The organism is Leptospira bourretii (assembly GCF_004770145.1).
Classification (GTDB): Bacteria; Spirochaetota; Leptospiria; order Leptospirales; family Leptospiraceae; genus Leptospira_A; species Leptospira_A bourretii.
Genome location: NZ_RQFW01000010.1, coordinates 285,877 through 304,219, shown reverse-complemented (window position 1 = coordinate 304,219; position 18,343 = coordinate 285,877). Strand labels below are relative to the sequence as shown.

The 18,343-nt window shown below is 40.1% G+C and carries 15 protein-coding genes and 1 tRNA gene; 4 read left to right on the top strand and 12 right to left on the bottom strand.

From position 1 onward, the window contains the following. Window positions 1–83 precede the first annotated feature (83 nt). From EHQ47_RS06385 to rlmN, 3 genes are read right to left on the bottom strand one after another with little or no spacing between them, the layout of a single operon-like run. Window positions 84–1,790, bottom strand: coding sequence for an ArnT family glycosyltransferase (locus EHQ47_RS06385; protein WP_135776790.1), 1,707 nt, complete (start codon window positions 1,788–1,790; stop codon window positions 84–86). Next, window positions 1,787–2,071 (bottom strand): Cys-rich protein, encoded by a 285-nt coding sequence (locus EHQ47_RS06380; protein WP_135747574.1) that lies wholly within the window; start codon window positions 2,069–2,071, stop codon window positions 1,787–1,789. The genes EHQ47_RS06385 and EHQ47_RS06380 overlap by 4 nt, the downstream gene beginning before the upstream one ends. Continuing rightward, window positions 2,058–3,116, bottom strand: a complete 1,059-nt coding sequence (gene rlmN, locus EHQ47_RS06375) for a 23S rRNA (adenine(2503)-C(2))-methyltransferase RlmN (protein WP_135747573.1) — start codon at window positions 3,114–3,116, stop codon at window positions 2,058–2,060. Before rlmN ends, EHQ47_RS06380 begins: the two co-directional genes overlap by 14 nt. 214 nt (window positions 3,117–3,330) lie before the next feature. On the opposite strand from rlmN, the gene EHQ47_RS06370 reads away from it, so the two are divergent. Beyond that, window positions 3,331–4,650: a sterol desaturase family protein gene (locus EHQ47_RS06370; RefSeq protein ID WP_135747572.1), complete on the top strand. Its 1,320-nt coding sequence runs from the start codon at window positions 3,331–3,333 to the stop codon at window positions 4,648–4,650. On the opposite strand, the gene EHQ47_RS06365 is transcribed toward EHQ47_RS06370, so the two are convergent. Then, a complete protein-coding gene (locus EHQ47_RS06365; RefSeq protein WP_135747571.1) occupies window positions 4,647–6,629 on the bottom strand; it encodes an LTA synthase family protein in 1,983 nt (660 codons plus the stop codon). The two genes, EHQ47_RS06370 and EHQ47_RS06365, sit on opposite strands and share 4 nt — an antisense overlap. Window positions 6,630–6,700: 71 nt before the next feature. Continuing rightward, window positions 6,701–7,936 carry a PQQ-dependent sugar dehydrogenase gene (locus EHQ47_RS06360; RefSeq protein WP_135747570.1) on the bottom strand — a complete coding sequence of 412 codons (1,236 nt, stop codon included), beginning with the start codon at window positions 7,934–7,936 and terminating at the stop codon, window positions 6,701–6,703. Window positions 7,937–8,008: 72 nt separating this feature from the next. Between EHQ47_RS06360 and EHQ47_RS06355 the strand changes: the two genes are divergently transcribed. After that, a complete protein-coding gene (locus EHQ47_RS06355; protein WP_167483265.1) occupies window positions 8,009–8,311 on the top strand; it encodes a transmembrane 220 family protein in 303 nt (100 codons plus the stop codon). A gap of 99 nt (window positions 8,312–8,410) precedes the next feature. Here EHQ47_RS06355 and sufB read toward each other — a convergent pair whose 3' ends face one another. From sufB to EHQ47_RS06335, 4 genes are all read right to left on the bottom strand, one after another. Next, window positions 8,411–9,805, bottom strand: coding sequence for a Fe-S cluster assembly protein SufB (sufB, locus tag EHQ47_RS06350; protein ID WP_135747568.1), 1,395 nt, complete (start codon window positions 9,803–9,805; stop codon window positions 8,411–8,413). A gap of 35 nt (window positions 9,806–9,840) precedes the next feature. Next, a complete protein-coding gene (locus EHQ47_RS06345; protein ID WP_002973954.1) occupies window positions 9,841–10,434 on the bottom strand; it encodes a peroxiredoxin in 594 nt (197 codons plus the stop codon). 35 nt (window positions 10,435–10,469) lie between these two features. Continuing rightward, a complete protein-coding gene (locus EHQ47_RS06340; RefSeq protein ID WP_135747567.1) occupies window positions 10,470–11,978 on the bottom strand; it encodes an ATP-binding cassette domain-containing protein in 1,509 nt (502 codons plus the stop codon). Between the two features lie 177 nt (window positions 11,979–12,155). Next, the gene (locus EHQ47_RS06335; RefSeq protein WP_135747566.1) at window positions 12,156–14,738 is read right to left on the bottom strand and encodes a hypothetical protein; all 2,583 of its coding nucleotides are present in this window, start codon (window positions 14,736–14,738) and stop codon (window positions 12,156–12,158) included. A 162-nt stretch (window positions 14,739–14,900) separates the two neighbouring features. Between EHQ47_RS06335 and EHQ47_RS06330 the strand changes: the two genes are divergently transcribed. Both EHQ47_RS06330 and EHQ47_RS06325 read left to right on the top strand, forming a co-directional pair. Next, complete coding sequence (locus EHQ47_RS06330; protein WP_002973585.1) at window positions 14,901–15,305, top strand: PaaI family thioesterase; 405 nt, start codon at window positions 14,901–14,903, stop codon at window positions 15,303–15,305. A gap of 4 nt (window positions 15,306–15,309) precedes the next feature. Continuing rightward, a tRNA-Leu gene (locus EHQ47_RS06325) sits at window positions 15,310–15,396 on the top strand. Window positions 15,397–15,404: 8 nt separating this feature from the next. On the opposite strand, the gene EHQ47_RS06320 is transcribed toward EHQ47_RS06325, so the two are convergent. From EHQ47_RS06320 to EHQ47_RS06310, 3 genes are read right to left on the bottom strand one after another with little or no spacing between them, the layout of a single operon-like run. Beyond that, a complete protein-coding gene (locus EHQ47_RS06320; RefSeq protein WP_135747565.1) occupies window positions 15,405–16,178 on the bottom strand; it encodes a hypothetical protein in 774 nt (257 codons plus the stop codon). A gap of 15 nt (window positions 16,179–16,193) precedes the next feature. Further along, window positions 16,194–17,543, bottom strand: coding sequence for an N-acetylmuramoyl-L-alanine amidase (locus EHQ47_RS06315; RefSeq protein WP_425269560.1), 1,350 nt, complete (start codon window positions 17,541–17,543; stop codon window positions 16,194–16,196). 42 nt (window positions 17,544–17,585) lie between these two features. Beyond that, the gene (locus EHQ47_RS06310; RefSeq protein ID WP_135747564.1) at window positions 17,586–18,338 is read right to left on the bottom strand and encodes a hypothetical protein; all 753 of its coding nucleotides are present in this window, start codon (window positions 18,336–18,338) and stop codon (window positions 17,586–17,588) included. Window positions 18,339–18,343 lie beyond the last annotated feature (5 nt).

Here is an 18,343-nt window from a genome sequence, read left to right as displayed (position 1 = left end):
GGTGGCACAAAAAGGGCAAAAAAAAAGGCCCTGATTCTGACATCGAAGGGCCCTAAAAACCAGACTTACACAATTTAGCCTAGTTATACTTTCGAATTTTTAGAAGATTTCCCCTGAATTTTTTTTAGCCAAACCAAAGAAATTTTCTTTGTGACAAGGCTCCTTGTCTCTTTTTTCAAAAAACCGACCGTGGGAGTGGCCACTTTGAAGGATTCCCTTTCCAGAACCGGCTCAACCGTGTATTCCTTTCCGGCAAATTCTTCTAATTGGCTTAGTTTTTCCGAAGGTAGGATGAGTAGCCTTTCTGGTTTTTCCGACCAAAGTCGGTCCAATTTGTCTTTATCATAGACGTTGCGGAAGTTTCTCTCTGCATAAAACCCGTAAGACCTTTTGGAATTGGACAACCAAAATGTATACACAACCGGTTCGTTTGGCTCCAACTCTTTGATTTTGGCACCAAACTCTTTTGCTGGTTGGTAACTTGTGAGGAGTGGATAAAACTGTAAACTAATGGAGCTAAAAAACAAAGTAGCACCAACGAGTGTGACAAGCACTTCCAAAGGAATGAGTTGGGCCAGTAACAAAATCAGTAAAATTCCAATGGCACCGAATACATAATACACGATACCTACATCTGCCACAAAAACCGGAATGAGAAAATACCCCACGAGATAGACAAGTCCTGCAATGAGAAAAGAAGGACGAAGTCTTTCTACACTCGAACGGAATAAACTTTCTTCGGCAATCTTTCCAAAATAAAGAGCAGCCCCCGGAAGCACCCAATACGTGTACTGCGGGAGTGGAAATCTAGAAAAAGAAATCAAAAACAAAAAGAGAAATACCCAAAACGGAATCACAAAGTCGATGTTTTTGTATTCGTTCGAACGGATTTTCCGAAGTATTTCTTTCCATCCAAGGGATTTGATATAATTATAAGTGCGAAAGGCAATGTAAATGATCATGGGCACCACTCCACTAAAGAAAGCCCATGAAAAAGATTTATAAAAGTAAAATGGATCGAACTTCACATCATACATTTCTTTGTAGAAACGACCAAAGGATTGGATCCACAAAAAGAAAGATGGCCCATAGGAATTAAAACTTTTGTATAATAGAACACACCAAAAAGCCGGGAGGGACGCAAGAACGAGAATTCCTGTTGGCACTCGCATCGATAGAAGTAACTTCCAATCCCTTCGAAATAGAATATCCCCACCAATAGACAAAGCAGGAATGACCACAGAAATGGGACCTTTGGTGATAAATCCCATAGACATCATCAGATACATTAAGTAAAAATAGTTAGGATTTTTCTTTCTTCCTAAATAATAAAAATGATACGTAAACACCAAATAGGCGGTAAGATATACATCGATTTTTGGATCCACAACCATCGCATAAAATCCAGGTGCCAAAAGATAAGCAAAAGAGGCCAAATAACCTTGTCTTTCTTTTCCACCTGTTAAAATGGTAATGCGATAAATGGAATAAACGGAAAGTAAACTGAGTAAAATAGCCGGAATTCGGAAGGCAATATTACTGATTCCAAAAAGAGAAAACGAAGTTGCAATGGTCCAAAAGGTTAAGATGGGTTTATCTAAGTATCTTCTACCATTGTCAAATAAAGTAAAAAAATCTCCAGATAACACGAGTTCACGGCTAATACTTGCATACTGCGAACTATCAATGTCAATCACATCCAAAGGCAGAGTGAACAAAACAGGAAGGGCTGCCAGGAGCAGTAAAATTCGATAAAAAATTCTTTCGGATGTGTTAAGTGTTTCTTTCATTCTAAGGTACCAATTTGGATTAGGCATTGTCCAAATCCTTTACAGGAATTGGGTTCTTGGTCATAACATTGTAAAATATCACTATTATGAGTGGTGCATCCATCCATACATTGGATCCTACCTGTGCGTTTCACATCAGGTGCTAAAGTGAGTTTTAGTTCTTCTTCTGTACAAGAGATAAAAACTTCACAAGCCGCTTGGCATTTTTTTTCGACTATATCTTGGCAGTTTGTTACCAATAGGACCAACGCAAAAGTTAAAATCCAATTACCTAGTTTCACTTCGTATTCCTTTTAACGCTAACATTCCGCAAGCACCATTGATGTCCCGACCAGGACTTCTGCGATTGAGGATGGGAGCTGTTGTTTTAGCTTTGAGATGCATAACAAAATCTTTGACTTCATCATCTGTGGGTCTACGCCATCCAGTAAAATCTGTATTGAGAGGGATGACATTGATTTTGCATTTGTTTACAGAACGAGAAATTTTGGCGAGTCGTTCCGCATTGTCACGACCCATATTCACTTCCGGGATCATTACATATTCAAAGGTAATGGCTCGGTCCAGTTCCTTAGTGAATCGTTTTGCTGATTCGATCAGTTTCTCTAACGGATGTTTGTCGTTTACATCCATCACAGATGAACGTGAGTTGGGGTTTGGATGGTTGAGAGAAATCGCAAAATTGAAAGGTTCTTTGTTTTCGATAAATCGATTGATCCCTGTGGTGACACCGGCCGTGGAAATGGTAATTCGAAGTGCTCCAAGGCCAAATCCATCTTGGTCTCTGAGGATATGGGCCGCTTTCATCACAGAAAAATAATTGTGCATGGGTTCACCCATTCCCATAAAAACGATATTGGTGGCACGGTCGCCAACAAGCCGTTCCACTTGCAATACTTGATCTAGGATTTGCCAAGTATGGAGATTGCCCTTGTATTCCAAAAGTCCTGTTGCACAGAATTTACAATTGAGAGTACAACCAATTTGGGAAGAGATACAGATGGTCTTTCGTCCCCCATCACCGGAAGGAATCCAAACCGCTTCGATTTCTTTGTTTTCACCTACATAAAAAGTGAATTTCCGAGTCCCATCTTCTTTGGAGGCAAGGTCTCGACCCAGTTCAATTTCTGGAAAGGAAGTATGTTGTTTTAGTTTTTCACGGACTTCTTTGGATAAGGTGGTAAACTGATCCAAATTCGTATAACGACTCTTATAAATGCCTGTATAAATTTGTGCCGCTCGGTATTTTTCCAAACCCAAAGAAACACAGATTTCTTCTAGTTCTTTTTTGGTTTTCCCTTTGAGAACCGGTATTTCCTCTTTCATTTGTTTGGATTTCCCACCTTTAGCCAATCTTTTCGTTGCCCCCCGACGGGACAAGAAATTACAGCAATTCTTTTAGACATACCTTAGATTCTTTCCTGAAACAAGTCTAAATTGAAATTCAAAAGAAACCTATTCGAAAAATGGTTCTGTCAAATGGACATTGACTTACACACTGTGATTCAAAAGCCTAGTATCTAGTGAGGGAAATTTACGAATGAATAGCGACGCCTTTATGGAATATGCCTTTATCGTCATGGTCGCACTGATAGGAATCGAAATCTTTGTTTCCTACATCAAAGGCAAACAATACTACCGATTAAACGTTCTCATTGCCGATGTAAGTACGGGTGTGATCTTTGCACTGATTGGAGTGGTCATCCTCCTGGGAGCACTCTATGTTTACGACAAAGTAGAGACAAATTTTTCGCTCTCCGCCTTAGGTTACCATTTTTTTCCTTTGGAAAGTCCGTTTCAATTCTCCCCTAGTTTTTCTGTGAACTGGCCGGCTCTTGGTGCTTGGACTTTTGCTGTTGTTTTTGCTGATTTTGTTTATTACTGGTTCCACAGGCATTGCCACGAAATCAATTTGTTTTGGGCCACACATGTCACCCACCATTCCACACAAGAAATGAATTTATCTGTAGCGTTTCGTGGAAATGGATTACAAAGAATATTCGAATATCTTTATTTTCTATCCATGGCCCTTCTTGGAATTCCTTGGGAGATGTTTTTACTGAGCCATAGAATTCTAAAAGTGTATCAGTTTGTGGTTCATACTCGTTTTGTGGGTAAACTAGGAATTTTCGAACAGTTTATGGTGACTCCTTCGAACCATAGAGTCCACCACGGGGTGCAAAAAAAATACATCGACCGTAACCACGGCGGTATCTTTATCATTTGGGACCGGATGTTTGGATCCTTTGAATGGGAAACGGAAGAACCAATCTATGGATTGACAAAACCTGTTAATTCCTTCAATCCCATCACTGTCAACTTACACGTGTTCAAGGATATGTTTTTTCAAATTCTGGAGTGTAAATCTTTTGGTGATGTTTTTAAAACCATCTTTGGACCTCCTGGTTGGAAACCAAGTTATCTCATCACAAGTGGCGACGAAGCACCAGAGCCAACAAAAATTCTAAAATATGATCCCAAACCTCCCATGGGTGTGATGATCTATGTGGCACTCCAAGCAGCAGTTCTTATGGCTGTGGGTCTTGTGATTTGGAAAGTTGCCAAAATCAATTTGGAAAAAGACATGGTGACTCTTGGAATTTTATCTGTTGTAATCATCTTTAGTTTGTTTTCGATTGATCGAACGATGGAGATGAAACGATGGTCAAGAAGAACAGAAGTGGTAAGAAACGTATTGTTTATCTTAGCCTTTGTGGCGGCTTTAGTTTATTCCAATATTCCTAATATTGAAATTTTTGCCATCCCACTGATCGGTCTCTCGTTTGTATCCCTTGTTTGGATTGTCATCAAACGAAAGACTTTTTTTGATCTCAGTAATATTTCGAATACTTGGTATTAGTTTTTTATCTCTTTTAAAACGGACTCCGAAGGGAACAATTGGTTCGACTTCAGGAGTTCGTCTCCTAAATTTAAAAACGCCTTTGTTTTATCCCCATGTTTTTTGCATAAGTTGACATCCTTGTAACAAAGCCCCAAATCCACAAACGGGGACTTAATGGTTTTGGTTTCCCCTTGTCCGCCAGACACAGATTGGTAATACAAAAAATCATCTTCAATCCATCCAAAGATATTCCCATAAGCAAAATAAGCAGAGGATCCTTTTACTTTTCTCAAATCGCGGCCCATCACACTAAAGTAAACTTCTCTTTCCATAAACCCAAGGATAGTGGGAATCAAATCCAGTTGGGAAGTGATGTCTTCTCTTAGTTCTGGTTTGATTTTTCCAGGAGCATAAATGAGTAGAGGAACATTTCTATCTTCGTAGTAGTTGAGAAACCGGTGGTGGCTATGATCAGAAACAAAAAAGAAAACCGTATCCTTAAAGTAAGGTGCTTTTTTTGCTTTTTCCATATATTCGTTCAAAGCAAAATCCGCATAATGCAAAACATTTAAGTATTCACTGTCTTGTGTAGTGGACTCAAACAAACGATACTTTTCCTCAGGAACTTTGTAAGGATAATGAGTGGTTCCTGTATGGATGACTGATACGATCGGTTTTTCTGGTTTTACATTCAGAAGACGTTTGTGCATGGCATCGAGTGATGCTTCATCCAAATAACTCCAAGGCCCCGTTTTGTATTCAGGATTTTTTTCTAACTCATTTTTTCCGACCAGAGTATCAAAACCCCAATGATACATGATACTTCCTTTGTTATTAAAACTAAGGTCAGTTCCCGTTACAAATAAAGTTTCATACCCGATGGTTTTGGCAATATTCCCAAGGCCAGAAAAACGATTGAGAATTTGTGGAGTGCGAACTGCTGTTAGGCCCGGCCTATCAGGAATTCCACCCATCAATGCCATAAGACCGTTTGTTGTCCTTCCCCCACTGGCAAAAAAGTTTTTAAAAAACATTCCTTGGCGGATCAGTTGGTTGAAGTAAGGAGTGACAACCTTCCCATCCACTTTTCCCGTTCCAATGATATCAATGAACTTTCCAGTCCAACCTTCGAGAACCACAACAACTATATGTGGCAAAGGTTTTGTTGAAGTAACTGTTGTTTTACGAAGGAGTGGATATTCTTCACTCACAAAGTTTGCGCCGGGATAAGCCACTTCTTTTTGGACAATGGCACTTGCCTCGGTTAACTTCATAAAATGGCGGTCATCCACTTTGGTCATCTTTAAGTCTGTGATGACAGTAAAACCCGGATTTAGAACCAAATCATTGATAATGGTTTCTTTGGTAATGATGGCATCACTGGTACGAAGTGGGCTTGTTTGAACACCCCCACGGATTCCAAGAACAAGAAGAGCCAGCACCACAAGGAATTGGAGACCAGCCCATTTATAATGTAAGTTTACATGGGAATAAGGGAACTTGGATTGGATTTTATAAATTCCAAACCCAATGGCAGAAATCACAAGAATTCCTAGTAAAAATAGGAAAGGATTTTGGGAAAAAGCAGATCCAACAAGTGGCAACATCTCAAACCCAAGATAAGCAAAGGCTTCGTATCCCAAATGTTTGTTTCCGTTTTCATAATAGATCAAATCTGCGATGAGAAGAAAAAGAAGCAGGATGATAAAAATAACAGGTAAGGTTCGCCAAACTGCTCTGTATATTTTATTACGATTAAAAAAATGCAAACTCGAATAAAGCAAACTGACGCCGAGTAACACACACAAGACGGAAATATCAAAACGCGCGCCTTTTAGGAAGGCTTTTAATAGAATCCAAGTTGATTTATCATGAATCCTGTAGGAATACATGGTAAAAAAAGCGACACGGTAGATGGTAAGAAATACGATTCCAAGGCCCGCAAGGAGCAAATGGAACCGAATGTAAAACGGCAATTTAGAAAATAGTTTTTTCATAAATAAAACTTAAAGAAACTTCCATAAAACTAAAAAAGATAAATCAATTGAAACACTGTCTGATCCAATGATTACGGTTTTACCATTTTGTAAATGGTTCCTGATTGGTAATCTGCCACAAAAATTTCTCCCTCATTGTCCCGACCAAACGTAGGAATGAGTAAGTTCCATTTTCCAAGAGCAATCGTTTCTGTGATCTTTGTATTTTCTCCAGGTTTTGGCACAGCGATGGCCCAAATTTTACCTTGGATAAAATCTCCAAACACATACATTCCCTTTAAATCCGGAATGGCAGATCCAGTATAAACATACCCACCTGTGATGGATTGTCCTTCGTCTCTTCCATATTCATAAAATGGCGGTTGGTAAAGGACCGTATTACAGCCGTCAGTAAAACAATGGAATCCTTCTGTTTGGTTCCACCCATAGTTTTTTCCGGATAAAATGATATCCACTTCTTCATAAGCATCTTGTCCCACATCTGCTACAAGCAAACGCCCGTCAGGTGAAAAACTCATCCGCCAAGGATTTCGAATTCCGTAAGCATAAGTCTCTGGGGCAAAACCCACCTTTCCCACAAAAGGATTGTCCGTAGGAATGGAATATGGTTTTTTTAAGGTTACATCTGGCGTAGGACTAATTCTTAAAATAGAACCAAGAAGAGTGTTTGGATTTTGTCCGTTGTTTTTGGGATCCGCTCTCCAACCTCCATCCCCAAGCCCTATGTACAAATGTCCATCAGGGCCAAAGGCCAATTGTCCCCCATTGTGATTGGGATAGGGTTGTTCCACTTGCAATAACACTCGTTCGCTAGTTAGTTTCATGGAATCAAAATCGGTAGGGTTTTCCACTTCCCATTCGGAAACAATGGTGACATCTTTTCCCGCAATGGACTTTACATAGTTTGTATATAACTTTGGTTGTTTGGGAAATTTAGGATGGAAGGTGAGACCAAGTAAACCCTCTTCGCTGTCTGTGATCACAGGGAATTTTGCAAGCACACGGCTTGTCTTTTTTTCTCTGTGAAAAAGAATCATATTTCCCGCCTTTTCAAGGGCAAATAAAAAAGGACTGTCCCCCGGTGGGAACTGGATGTCTGTAGGTTCTTTTACTTTTACCACTTCTTGTAAGGAAACGGTCACTTGTTTGCGCTTTGCATCAACACCGATAAAAAGTGGTTTGGATCCGAGCACCTGGCCATCGGTTTCATACTTTTTATTGTAATTTTTTAAGATACTACGGCCTATATCATCACAAGAGACAGACATAGACAAAAAAGAAAATAAGACAAAGGTTTGGATTTTCATTCTACTTAAGGTTCCCTCAATAAGATAATTGGCTTGGATTTCTCTCCGCAATCAAAAAACTTAACCGCATCTATGAAACTCTTTCGAATCCTTTCTGTTCCTCTTTTCCTCTACTTTGCCTATTTACAATTGAACGACCCGGATCCTTACCTTTGGTTTCCCATTTATGCGTTTGTGGCCTTGATTGCCCTTGCCAGTTTGTTTCGTCCAGTTCCCAAGTTTGTGGGATGGATTCTGATTCCGATTTATCTCGTTTTGTCAGGGTATTATTTTTCGCAAACTCCCTACTTTGGCATGGAAGTGGAAGAGGTGAGAGAATTTTTGGGATTACTGATTGCCAGTGCAGCCGTAGCACTTCTTATTTTTAAGAAATAAAAACCATAGAGAATCAAACTGCCACCGCTAGTGCAACCATTGTGGCAGAACCGGGACGAAATAGAAAAAAGAATCTTCTAGAAAATGAATGGCCGAAATTTATGTTTCGGCAATCACCTTTCCATCTTCCAAAATCATTTTGATGAGTTTTGTCATCTCAACAGAATATTCCACATCTAAGTGTTTGGTGACCCCTTCACAAAATCCATTGATGATGAGTAACTTTGCATCATCTTCATTCATACCTCGGGATTGAAGATAAAACAATTGGTCGTCATCAATTTTAGAGACAGTGGCTTCGTAGTTTAAAGTTCCCTCTTCCCCTGATACATCATTGTAAGGATAGGCATGAGACTGAGAACGGTTGTCCATCATCAGTCCATCACATTTGATATGGCTGTAAGATCCTTTGCTAGATGGTTCAAATTTGACAAGTCCTCGATAGGAATTGATTCCTCCATCGAGGGCCACACCTTTCGCTAAAATATTGGAACGAGTGTTTTTACCGACATGGATGATCCGAGCCCCCGTATCTTGCACTTGCCCACTTCCGGCAAAGGCCAAAGACAAAACATCACCCGTAGAATGGTCACCTTGTAAAATGATCCCTGGGTATTTGATGGTATTGGCACCAATATTACAATCGGTCCAAGTGATATGAGCGGCTTCTTCGCAGATCCCTCGTTTCACAGTCCAATTGTACATATTCTTTTTCCAATTTTGAATGGTGGTATAAAAGATTTTAGAATTCTTTTTGGCTACGAGCTCTACCACTGCCGTGTGGAAGTTGGTCCCCTTATCTTGGACAGAGGTACAACCTTCGCTGTATTCCAAATGAGCTCCTTCGTCTGCAATGAGAAGTGTGCGTTCATATTGTCCAGAACTAGCAGCCGTTACTTTAAAATATGCCTGAAGAGGCATGGGAGTTTTGACTCCCTTAGGAATGTAAGCAAAAGATCCACCGCTAAAAACAGCGGAGTTTAGTGCCGAAAACTTATTATCACCAATGGTGACTACAGTTCCCAAATATTCCCGAACCAGTTCTGGGTATTCACGGATGGCGGTATCAATGTCACAGAAAAGAATTCCTAAATCAGTGAGTTCTTTTTTGACATTGGCATAAATGGTTTCGGAATCGTTCATGGTTTCGATTCCGGCAAGGTACTTCCTTTCGTGTTCGGGAATTCCCAATTTTTCAAAACTACGTAGGATTTCGGGATCCACTTCGTCCCAAGATTTTTTCTTTTTTTGGTTGGAACCTACGTAATGCACATAGTCATCAATATTGATCTGAAACTGCGGAATGAATCCCCAAGTTGGCATGGGTTTCTGTTCATAAACTTCAAAAGCCTTTAAACGAAATTCAGATAACCAACTTGGTTCATTTTTAATATGGGAAATCGATTCAACAACCTTACGAGTGAGCCCTTTTGGAAAATTATCAGGTTTGTAAAATCCTAAGGAAACCTTGTCTAAGTCGGTTGTTGATTCCATTGTTTCTCCCTTCTCTACTTGTAGAGAATACTAAATTAATTTACAGAAGCGAAGTAAGCCTTGGATCCTGTAGGATCTGCTTTCATCGTTTTCTTTCCTTCGTCCCAATTCGCAGGGCAAACTTCACCGTGTTTTTCCACAAATTGGAAAGCTTTGATGAGGCGAACTGCTTCTTCAATGTTACGTCCCACAGGAAGGTCGTTAACAGTTGCTTGGCGAATGATTCCCGCTGGATCGATGATAAAAGTTCCGCGAAGCGCAACTCCTGCATCTGGACCAGACTCGATGAGAACTCCAAAAGACTTTGCAATTTCTTTTGTTTTGTCAGCGATGAGTGGGTATTTGATCTCTCCAATACCACCTTCTTTTCTGGCAGTTTTTTTCCAAGCTAAGTGTGAAAATTCGCTATCAACAGAAACTCCCAAAACTTCAGCTCCGATCTTTTTAAAATCTTCGAGTTTTGCATCGTATTCAATAATTTCTGTCGGACAAACAAATGTAAAATCGAGCGGATAGAAAAACAGTACCACCCATTTTCCTTTGTAATCAGACAATTTGATTTCTTTAAAACTGTCCCCGATCACTGCAGTTGCTTTAAAATCTGGGGCATGTGATGTCACTTGTGGCATAAAGTCACTCCTTAGAATTATTCTAAGTACAATCCTTAGATTCTGTCTAGATGTTTTTGAACGAGCGACAGGTTTTCCAAACACCATTCTTCCTTGGCCAATGTTTCCACAAATCTCCGGTCATGACTGACCACCACAAGAGCAGAACTGAGTGTCGTTAAAGATGATTCTAAAGCTTCCAAAGATTTGAGATCCAAATGGTTGGTTGGTTCGTCTAATAGAATTACTTCCGGGCTCTCTTCCAGATGCAGTGCGAGGAAAAGTTTTTTCCCTTCTCCTGGACTGAGAGATTCTGATTCAGAAAATCGTTTTGGGTCGCTCCCAAGCCTATGAATTCCCGAAAGCACTTTGGCCTTTTTCTCATCCGCAAAGTTTTGAAATTCCAAAAGTAAAACAGCCAATTCCTTTTTTGAAAATTCCTGAGGAAGATACAAATAAGAAATTCCTTTCTCTTGGAAGGTTTGGACCAAATGCCGAAGGAGAGTTGACTTTCCCGATCCATTTGCCCCTGTGATAGCGATCTTTGCCTCCGGAAGTATTTCCAAAGGATTCGACAAAGTAAAAGACAAATGATCCAAATGAAGTTTTTTATCATCAAACCAATATAAGGTGTTTCTTTTCGAACAAGAGGCCTTCCAAACAATTCCTAAATTTTCTTTTTCCGGGAGTGTTTCCCAAAATTCTTTTTCTCTTAGTAACGAATGTTCTGTTCTTCTTTCGATTTGATTTTTCAATCGCCCTGCTTGGCCATCTTTACCAGTCACTCTCGCTAAGTTCTTTTTTTGACGGCCGTCATGGTCATGAAGATCAAGTCCCTTCTTTGATCTATGTTTATGAGAGAGACTTGCTTCTTCCCTTCTTCGTTTCAGTTCGGCATCCAGTTTTTTACGTTCCGTCTTTGCGATTTCCCAATTGTGAATTCTTTCTTCTGCTTCTCTTTGCATTTCTTTTTTGCCTTCGGAATAATTTCCTGGCCGCTGTGAGAAGAACTTTTTTTCTAAAAATACACAAGAGGTAACGATCTCATCTAACAAAGACCTATCGTGGCTAATGAGTATCCCAATACCTTTGTAAAACAAAATGGCATTTCGAATGATTTGCTCAGTTTTTGAATCGAGATGATTTGTAGGTTCATCTAAAATCAATACATGCGAATTTTTTGACAAAGCCATTGCCAAAAGAATCCTTCGTTTTTCACCAAAACTAAGATACTCATAATCTTCTACCGATTGGATCGTAATGGCAAGGAGGTTCTTCCAAAATCCGGACTCTTTGGTATCATCGTAAAGAAAATCAGTTAGTTCCTTCTCTGAAACTTCTGTTCCTTGCGAGATCGAACAAACAAATTCGTTTCCCAAAACACTGCCTTTGTCGGGAAGGATCTCTTTAGCAATGATTTTGGCTAGAGTAGATTTTCCACTTCCGTTTTTTCCGACAATACCAGTCCAACCTTTCGAAAAATGAAGGTTTATGTTTTGGAACAAAGGTTCCGACTGCGATTCGTATTGGTACGTTAGGTTTTGAATGATAATATGATCGGACATGCGACAAGCTCCTGTATTTTCCAAGGGGAAATAGATAAGCAAGCCTTGTCCTAAGGATTAGGAACAGAGTGGATTTGAAATTTAGTTTTTGCTTACCTATTTTTGGTTTCGCAATCTCATCGGAGTATACCTCTACTTTGTTTGTTAGACTCTGAAAAATGGAAAAGTTGTCAAGAGTTAGTTACCTTTGGCCATCAAGAATTTTTCCATAAACTCAGTAATGTCCCTGATGTTCCGATTGATCATTTTCCTTAACTCTGGTGGAATATTTTGTGACTTAATGACTCGGTAGTAGTTCAAAGCATTTTTTAACATCTTACGACGGGCAAACTCTTGTGCCTTCATTAACATCGGTTTGTATTTATAATATGAGTATTCCATAATCGAATAATTCTTCGACAAACGGAATGCATGTGGTATTTTTCCAAAGTCATAAGTAAGTGTTAAAAAGGGAGCATCATCTGCTTCGGGGGGTTTGAGTTCCAAAACCCCGTGGATGATTTTTTCTGGTTCCTCTTCTGTGGCTTTTTCCGCCATCTCGTCCAGAGGGATAGGAGATTCTTCATCAGCAATTTCCCCCAAATTTCCATCAACAATTTCAATTTCGGGAGCTTCTGCATCTTCAATCGAAGGCCCTTCTCCTGGGACACCAGCCTCTTCTTTTAGTTTACGATCCCGAAAGACTTCATCTGCATCAGGAAGACCAATCTTTAAATCTTCACTTGTTAATGGTCGATTGGTGAGCTCAACTTGGATTGGTAAATCCGTTTCGATGATGGTTTCTGATTTATTGGAATCGGTTGGCTCTTTGGGCTCAGGTTTTGGCTTAATTAATTGATCAGTTTGGGGATCAACTGGGTCTGGGAGTTCTAATTCCTGACGTAGAGCATCTGTAGTAGTCTCCAACCAATTGGGCTCTTCCTCTAACGAACGTTCACTGGGATGAAGTGATGGTTCCTTTTCATCCCTACGTAAATCGTTTGGATCCGGAAGGCCAATTGGTTCTAAATCAGAAAAATCAGGAAGTTTTAATCCAGGTTGGTCAGGGAAGTATGGTTTTAGTAAATCATTAAGAGAGGCTTCCTCTCCTTTGGCTTCAAGTTCCTTTGCTTTTTTTTCAATCTTCTTTAAAGCTTGGTTTTTTAGAAAATCTTCCCGCTCCTGGAAACGGTCTTTTTTTCGTCGGTCTTCTCCCGAACGTCTATCTTTTCTTCCTGCAATATTAGTTCGTCGATCAGCATTTTTTCTTCTTTCTTCCCCTGACCTACGATCAACAAGAGGAAGATCCTTAAACTGTTTCCAATCATTAGAGAAAAAAGTATCTTCGGGAAGATCTAACTCTGATACATCTTTTTTAGAAATTTGATCAGCAAGCGCTTGTAAGTCGAGAGGTTGGTTGGGACCACCAGTATATCCAGGACTTCCCGATCCACCAGATATACCCGGTGTCCCTGGTTGGCCTTGTTGATCTGGAGGAACATAAAATGGACCCACAATTCCAGAGCCGGGAGGTGCCATTGGAAAACCAGGGGCAGCACCTGCAAGCCCACCGGTCGTCAAACCTTGGTTTAATGATTGTAAAAGTTGGTCCTGGTTTTGTATTGCTTTTTGGTCAACTCCAGGTCCTCCGGGCGTTGATTGTAAAAACTGATAGACTATGGGGTGAACAAGTTGGTTACCCCCGGCAACAGTTTGGTTCACTTGCGGAGTCGATAGTGAATTCTCTTGTCCGCGTTTATCTCCTGCACCTGGTTTTTCTAATGAACTTGGTGGGAGCGGAGGTGGTGGCAGTTGTGATGTCGGTTGGGGTAAGGGTTGGTTCGCTTGGGGAAAATTCGGCGGGGGACTACTCTGTGCAAACTGAATGGCACGAGCTATGGACTCCGCAAATAGTTCCGAAACTTCTTTTAAGGCACTGACAAGATCACCTAAGTCTTTGTCGGCCTTCGGCCCTTGACCAGGTTTCGGTTCTTTTTTCTTTTGTTTCTCTTTCCCAGAAGGATCTGATTTTTCATCACCCTTACCTGGCTCTCCTCCCTTTCCCTGCGAAGGATTGTCTTCTAAAAACTCTTCTAGATCCTGGATGTTTTTTTTGATTTTTTCTTTGATCTCTTGGTCAGGGATTCGGTTCCCCGTCCTTTCAAAAATCTCAATGGCTTCTTCCACCTGCTCGGCTTCCACAAGTGCTTCCGCATTGAGAAGTGGCCTTCGGTGAAAACTATACTTCGAGTTTTTTGAAATGATATCATCAGCAGAGAAACTGATATCTGGAGTATCTCGTCTTGGTCTCTCACCAGAAGAAGAGGATGGAGTTTCACCCCCGTCTTCACCAAAGTCACCTAACGGGAGATCGCTGATGTCTTTTGGAGCTTTTTGTTTCTCACGGCGTTTCTTTCCTGGTTTTGTATCTTTCCCACCGCCACCACCGCCTTCTCCCCCAAAATTTTCTTCATCATCCGATTCTAAATCTGATAACCTTTCGGAAAGAGGTTTGGGTTTGGACTTAGGTTCTTTGGGATCTGTTTGAAAATTTAATTCTTCACCACGCCCGCCACGAGATGTCCTTTCTTGTTTTGAGGACTTTGGCCTGGATTCTTTTTTTGGTTCTTCTTCTAAGGAAGTTTCTCTCTGTTGTTTCCGCCTTTTTTGACGTGGACTCAAATCTCCTGATGGCCTGGCTCCCCCCTCGCTACCAGCGATATCATTGAGGTCGGCACCAGTGCCAGAGAGACCGAGTAACATCATGAGGGTGGTTAACATAAAAGGGTTCTACTCTATATTTTCGAGGTTTACTATGCTGTAACTTAAGGTAGACTCAAAGAATATTCAATTTCTCAGCATTTTACGCAAGTCTTTAGGCCAAAATGACCGCAAGTTCTTTTTCTGCTTGACACAAGAGAAATTCTTGCGTTCCATGGTGGCATGAAATCCGTTGCGAAAAAAAATCTCAGCTTTGCCTCCTCACCGGACAATGCAGACGGGTTGCAGCTAAAAATCACTTTCGACGAAGACACAAAAACTGCCTTCGGTGATTACACCTGCCCCGAAAAATACCAGGGTTTACCGGATCAAATCCACCCAGGTATTATTTCTACCATCTTAGACGAAATCATGGTCAAGATCAACGAAGCGATGAATTTCGAAACCACTACAGGTGAATTGACGATTCGATTCTTACAACCTGCAAAGGTAAACGAACCCCTCCACTTACGTGGTTGGTTTGTGAAAAAGAATAAAAAAATCATAGAAAACCGTGCTGAAATAGAAAATGAGATCGGCAAAATAGTGGCCCGCGGAAAAGGTAAATATATCGAAGCTGAAGACTGATTATGCCGATGTGGTGGAATTGGTAGACGCAGTGGATTCAAAATCCACCGATGGTAACATCATGCCGGTTCGATTCCGGCCATCGGTACCAACAGTAATTTAGTTCGAATTCTTCTCGCAAGCCTTTAGATAAAAATCCTCTTCGATTCTGTCTATGGCTTGTAAGACAAGGAAAATCTCCTCTTCTTTCATCTCATCAAAGATCTCTCTTCCTTCTTTTAAAATGGAAACACCTAGAGAAATTCCTTTCCGATCTTCTTCTGTGTAAAGACCACCCTTCGATTCCATCTTCACAAGAATATCTTCCATGATCAAAATGATCTTTCGAATGAGTTCTGCATTCGAAAACACTTTGAAAAGTGCACCAATGTCCTTTCGAAAGGCATCTGCTTTTTCTTTTTCCACCTTTGCGATTAGAAATTCCATCGCAAACTCGGAACCTAGTAATCCAATTTGATTTTCATGACGGTCAAGCTCCATCACAAGTTCCTCTTCAAACTGATGTGCCGTCACATAAGAATGTAAGGCAGCAAGACCCGCTTTGAGTGCCATTGGAAAGTGTTTTCCAAATCGGAAGATAGACATGGCCAAGTTTCCAAGAATCCCCCAAATTTTTGTAGGATGGTTAACAAAGCCAGATAACGCATCAAAGGCGGAGTCTAATTCCTTTCGTTTGGAATACTCAGGATAAAGATATTCTAAAAAAAAATGTAATAATTGGTCAATTTTAGAGCGGGAAATGGAACTAAATTCGGGGTAAAGTTTCAAATTTTCAGGAGAGTATCTTTTCTCTAGAGATGACTGGTACATTAAGATCAACTCTTGGAAAAGGGGGTGATCTAGAACTTTTGAAGATTCTTTTTTTGGTTTCATGGGAAAAACTGTTACTTATAAAACTTCATCAAAATAATTCTCATATCGTTCCCAGTTTACTTTTTTACCTTTCGGATTGTATGGGAGTGAAGGGATTTTTTTGACATCCAGACCAACAAACAGGGAATAAATGCCCACTGCCAAAGAAATTGCAGTTTCTTTTTTATTTTGGGTCAAGTATTTGACATCACGACTTCGGTTTACATATCCAATTTCAATGAAGGCACAAAGGGCATTGGTGTATGTTGGCAAACTATATGTAGAAATGTAAGGTTTTTGGATGGGACCAAGTTCAGGATAAGGAGAGTCCTTTTCTTTTAATAAAACAGGGAGGCCATACTGGACAAAACGCATTAGTTCCTTTGTCACAAAATGGTTGTCGCCACCAAATCCCTCTCTTCCACCTTCCCTTCTCCACTCTTCTTTTTTTCCTTTTTCCCTTTCCCAAAACTTTCCCGTTTCAGAAAAGGTTTCATGGTCTGTTGCGTAAGGCCCTGGTTTTCCAATTTGTTTTTCCCAATTGGGATCATCGGCGTAATGCCAACTAACCATATTTTGGCGGTAACCTTCAAATTTTGTAAGATCCGTATCCTTTCCATTTTTTTTAGGCCAATACCCATGAAAATAAATCCATGTGTCAGCTATGGCATTTTCTAATTTCGTCCAACCGGATTGGAAAATAAGCCATTCGGACCAAGGACTATTCGTAAAACTATTCGCTGAACTTTTTTTATCGGAGATTTTTTTTAATTTTGAAAATGTTTTATAACCAGGAGTGAGAACCGCACCCATCCCACCCGTTTGTCCTTTACTGGCAGGATTTAAATGTAAGGACAAAACAAGTTGAGGTTTTAGTTCATTGATTTTGGATAGTCTACCTTTTCGCCTTACACCTGTTTTTTGGTCTGGGAAATCATATAACCTATAGGCAGAATTGGGATCATCAGAGTTTGGGTCATCATCAAACGACGACTCACGAGTGAGTTTACTTTCAAAAATCACTCGTTGGAAATCTGATTTTTTAGAGAAACGTTTGAGATATTCTTCAAATTCTTTCCAACCAGCTTCAGTCTCAGTTAGTTTTAAGACTCGGTGGACTTCTTTTGCTAAGTCAAGAACCACTTTTCTTTCCGTAACATTCCCGTGTTCGGTCCCTTGTTTGTATGTTTCTAAATAAGTTTGAGTGACACTATCGTATTTGTCTCCATGTTGTGCCTTGGGGTCTTTGGCAAGACCTCCATGGCCAGGATCTACTACGATCCGAAAGACAGGAACAGCTTCCAAGGAAAAGGAAATAAATACAATATAGAGAATTGATAAAGATTTTTTTAAGTTATGAAAAGACAAAAAGACCACGATGGTCATTCTCCGCTCACCTGGGAACGGAGAAAAGAAAAAGTTTATAAACTATTTTGCGTTTTGCGATTGGCTAAAGATTTGGTTTCTATTATCACTTAAGTCTTTTCCGTATTTATCGGAAATGGCTTTTTTATCCGCTTCTGCTTCTTTGAAGTCGGAAAGGATTTTAATTCCATAATCTTTTGCAATTCGGTAATGTACGATGGCATCGTAAAACCTGTCATCCCGCGACATATCTGTAGCCAAACCCATCTGTCCATAAGCAATCCTCAGTTTCTGTTGTGCTTCTGCAATCTCTCTGTATGGGATGATGGCTTTTGATCCTTCTCCAGAAGTTTCAACAAGTTGCGATTGTTCCTGGTTTGTAATTAAATCGGCACATTCAGCAAGAAGGTTTTGAGTTTTCGTATCGTAATTTTTTGAAAATTTTCCAAGAAGTGAGGATATGTCTTTTTCCAAAGCGACCATTGCTTTTCCAGAGGCAATATAAGCACGACGATAATAATAACGCAGAACCACTTGGTAATCTTTTTTGATTTTTTCAAAAGCGGTTTTTGAATCAGGAACTTCATCTCCGAAGTTAGCAGTAACAATCGTTAGAAGTTTTATGGCATTAATGACTCTATCTTTGTTATTTTCCGAAATGTTTTTGTACTGTTTGCGTTCTAAATTATTACCTTGGTCCAGTTTATCGAGTTCCTCAAAGGACTCTTTTCCTTTTTCAGGCCCCCCTGACTCTTGGGCAAAAACTGAGAAACTAAAGATACAAAACAAAAGGAAGATGAAACTATTTTTTAACACGAAAC

What these genes read in the sequence shown, in the direction of transcription:
- EHQ47_RS06385 (WP_135776790.1), bottom strand. Translation starts at nt 1,790, where the DNA reads ATGAAAGAAACACTTAACACATCCGAAAGAATTTTTTATCGAATTTTA.
- rlmN (WP_135747573.1), bottom strand. Translation starts at nt 3,116, where the DNA reads ATGAAAGAGGAAATACCGGTTCTCAAAGGGAAAACCAAAAAAGAACTA.
- EHQ47_RS06370 (WP_135747572.1), top strand. Translation starts at nt 3,331, where the DNA reads ATGAATAGCGACGCCTTTATGGAATATGCCTTTATCGTCATGGTCGCA.
- EHQ47_RS06365 (WP_135747571.1), bottom strand. Translation starts at nt 6,629, where the DNA reads ATGAAAAAACTATTTTCTAAATTGCCGTTTTACATTCGGTTCCATTTG.
- EHQ47_RS06360 (WP_135747570.1), bottom strand. Translation starts at nt 7,936, where the DNA reads ATGAAAATCCAAACCTTTGTCTTATTTTCTTTTTTGTCTATGTCTGTC.
- EHQ47_RS06355 (WP_167483265.1), top strand. Translation starts at nt 8,009, where the DNA reads ATGAAACTCTTTCGAATCCTTTCTGTTCCTCTTTTCCTCTACTTTGCC.
- sufB (WP_135747568.1), bottom strand. Translation starts at nt 9,805, where the DNA reads ATGGAATCAACAACCGACTTAGACAAGGTTTCCTTAGGATTTTACAAA.
- EHQ47_RS06345 (WP_002973954.1), bottom strand. Translation starts at nt 10,434, where the DNA reads ATGCCACAAGTGACATCACATGCCCCAGATTTTAAAGCAACTGCAGTG.
- EHQ47_RS06340 (WP_135747567.1), bottom strand. Translation starts at nt 11,978, where the DNA reads ATGTCCGATCATATTATCATTCAAAACCTAACGTACCAATACGAATCG.
- EHQ47_RS06335 (WP_135747566.1), bottom strand. Translation starts at nt 14,738, where the DNA reads ATGTTAACCACCCTCATGATGTTACTCGGTCTCTCTGGCACTGGTGCC.
- EHQ47_RS06330 (WP_002973585.1), top strand. Translation starts at nt 14,901, where the DNA reads ATGAAATCCGTTGCGAAAAAAAATCTCAGCTTTGCCTCCTCACCGGAC.
- EHQ47_RS06320 (WP_135747565.1), bottom strand. Translation starts at nt 16,178, where the DNA reads ATGAAACCAAAAAAAGAATCTTCAAAAGTTCTAGATCACCCCCTTTTC.
- EHQ47_RS06315 (WP_425269560.1), bottom strand. Translation starts at nt 17,543, where the DNA reads ATGACCATCGTGGTCTTTTTGTCTTTTCATAACTTAAAAAAATCTTTA.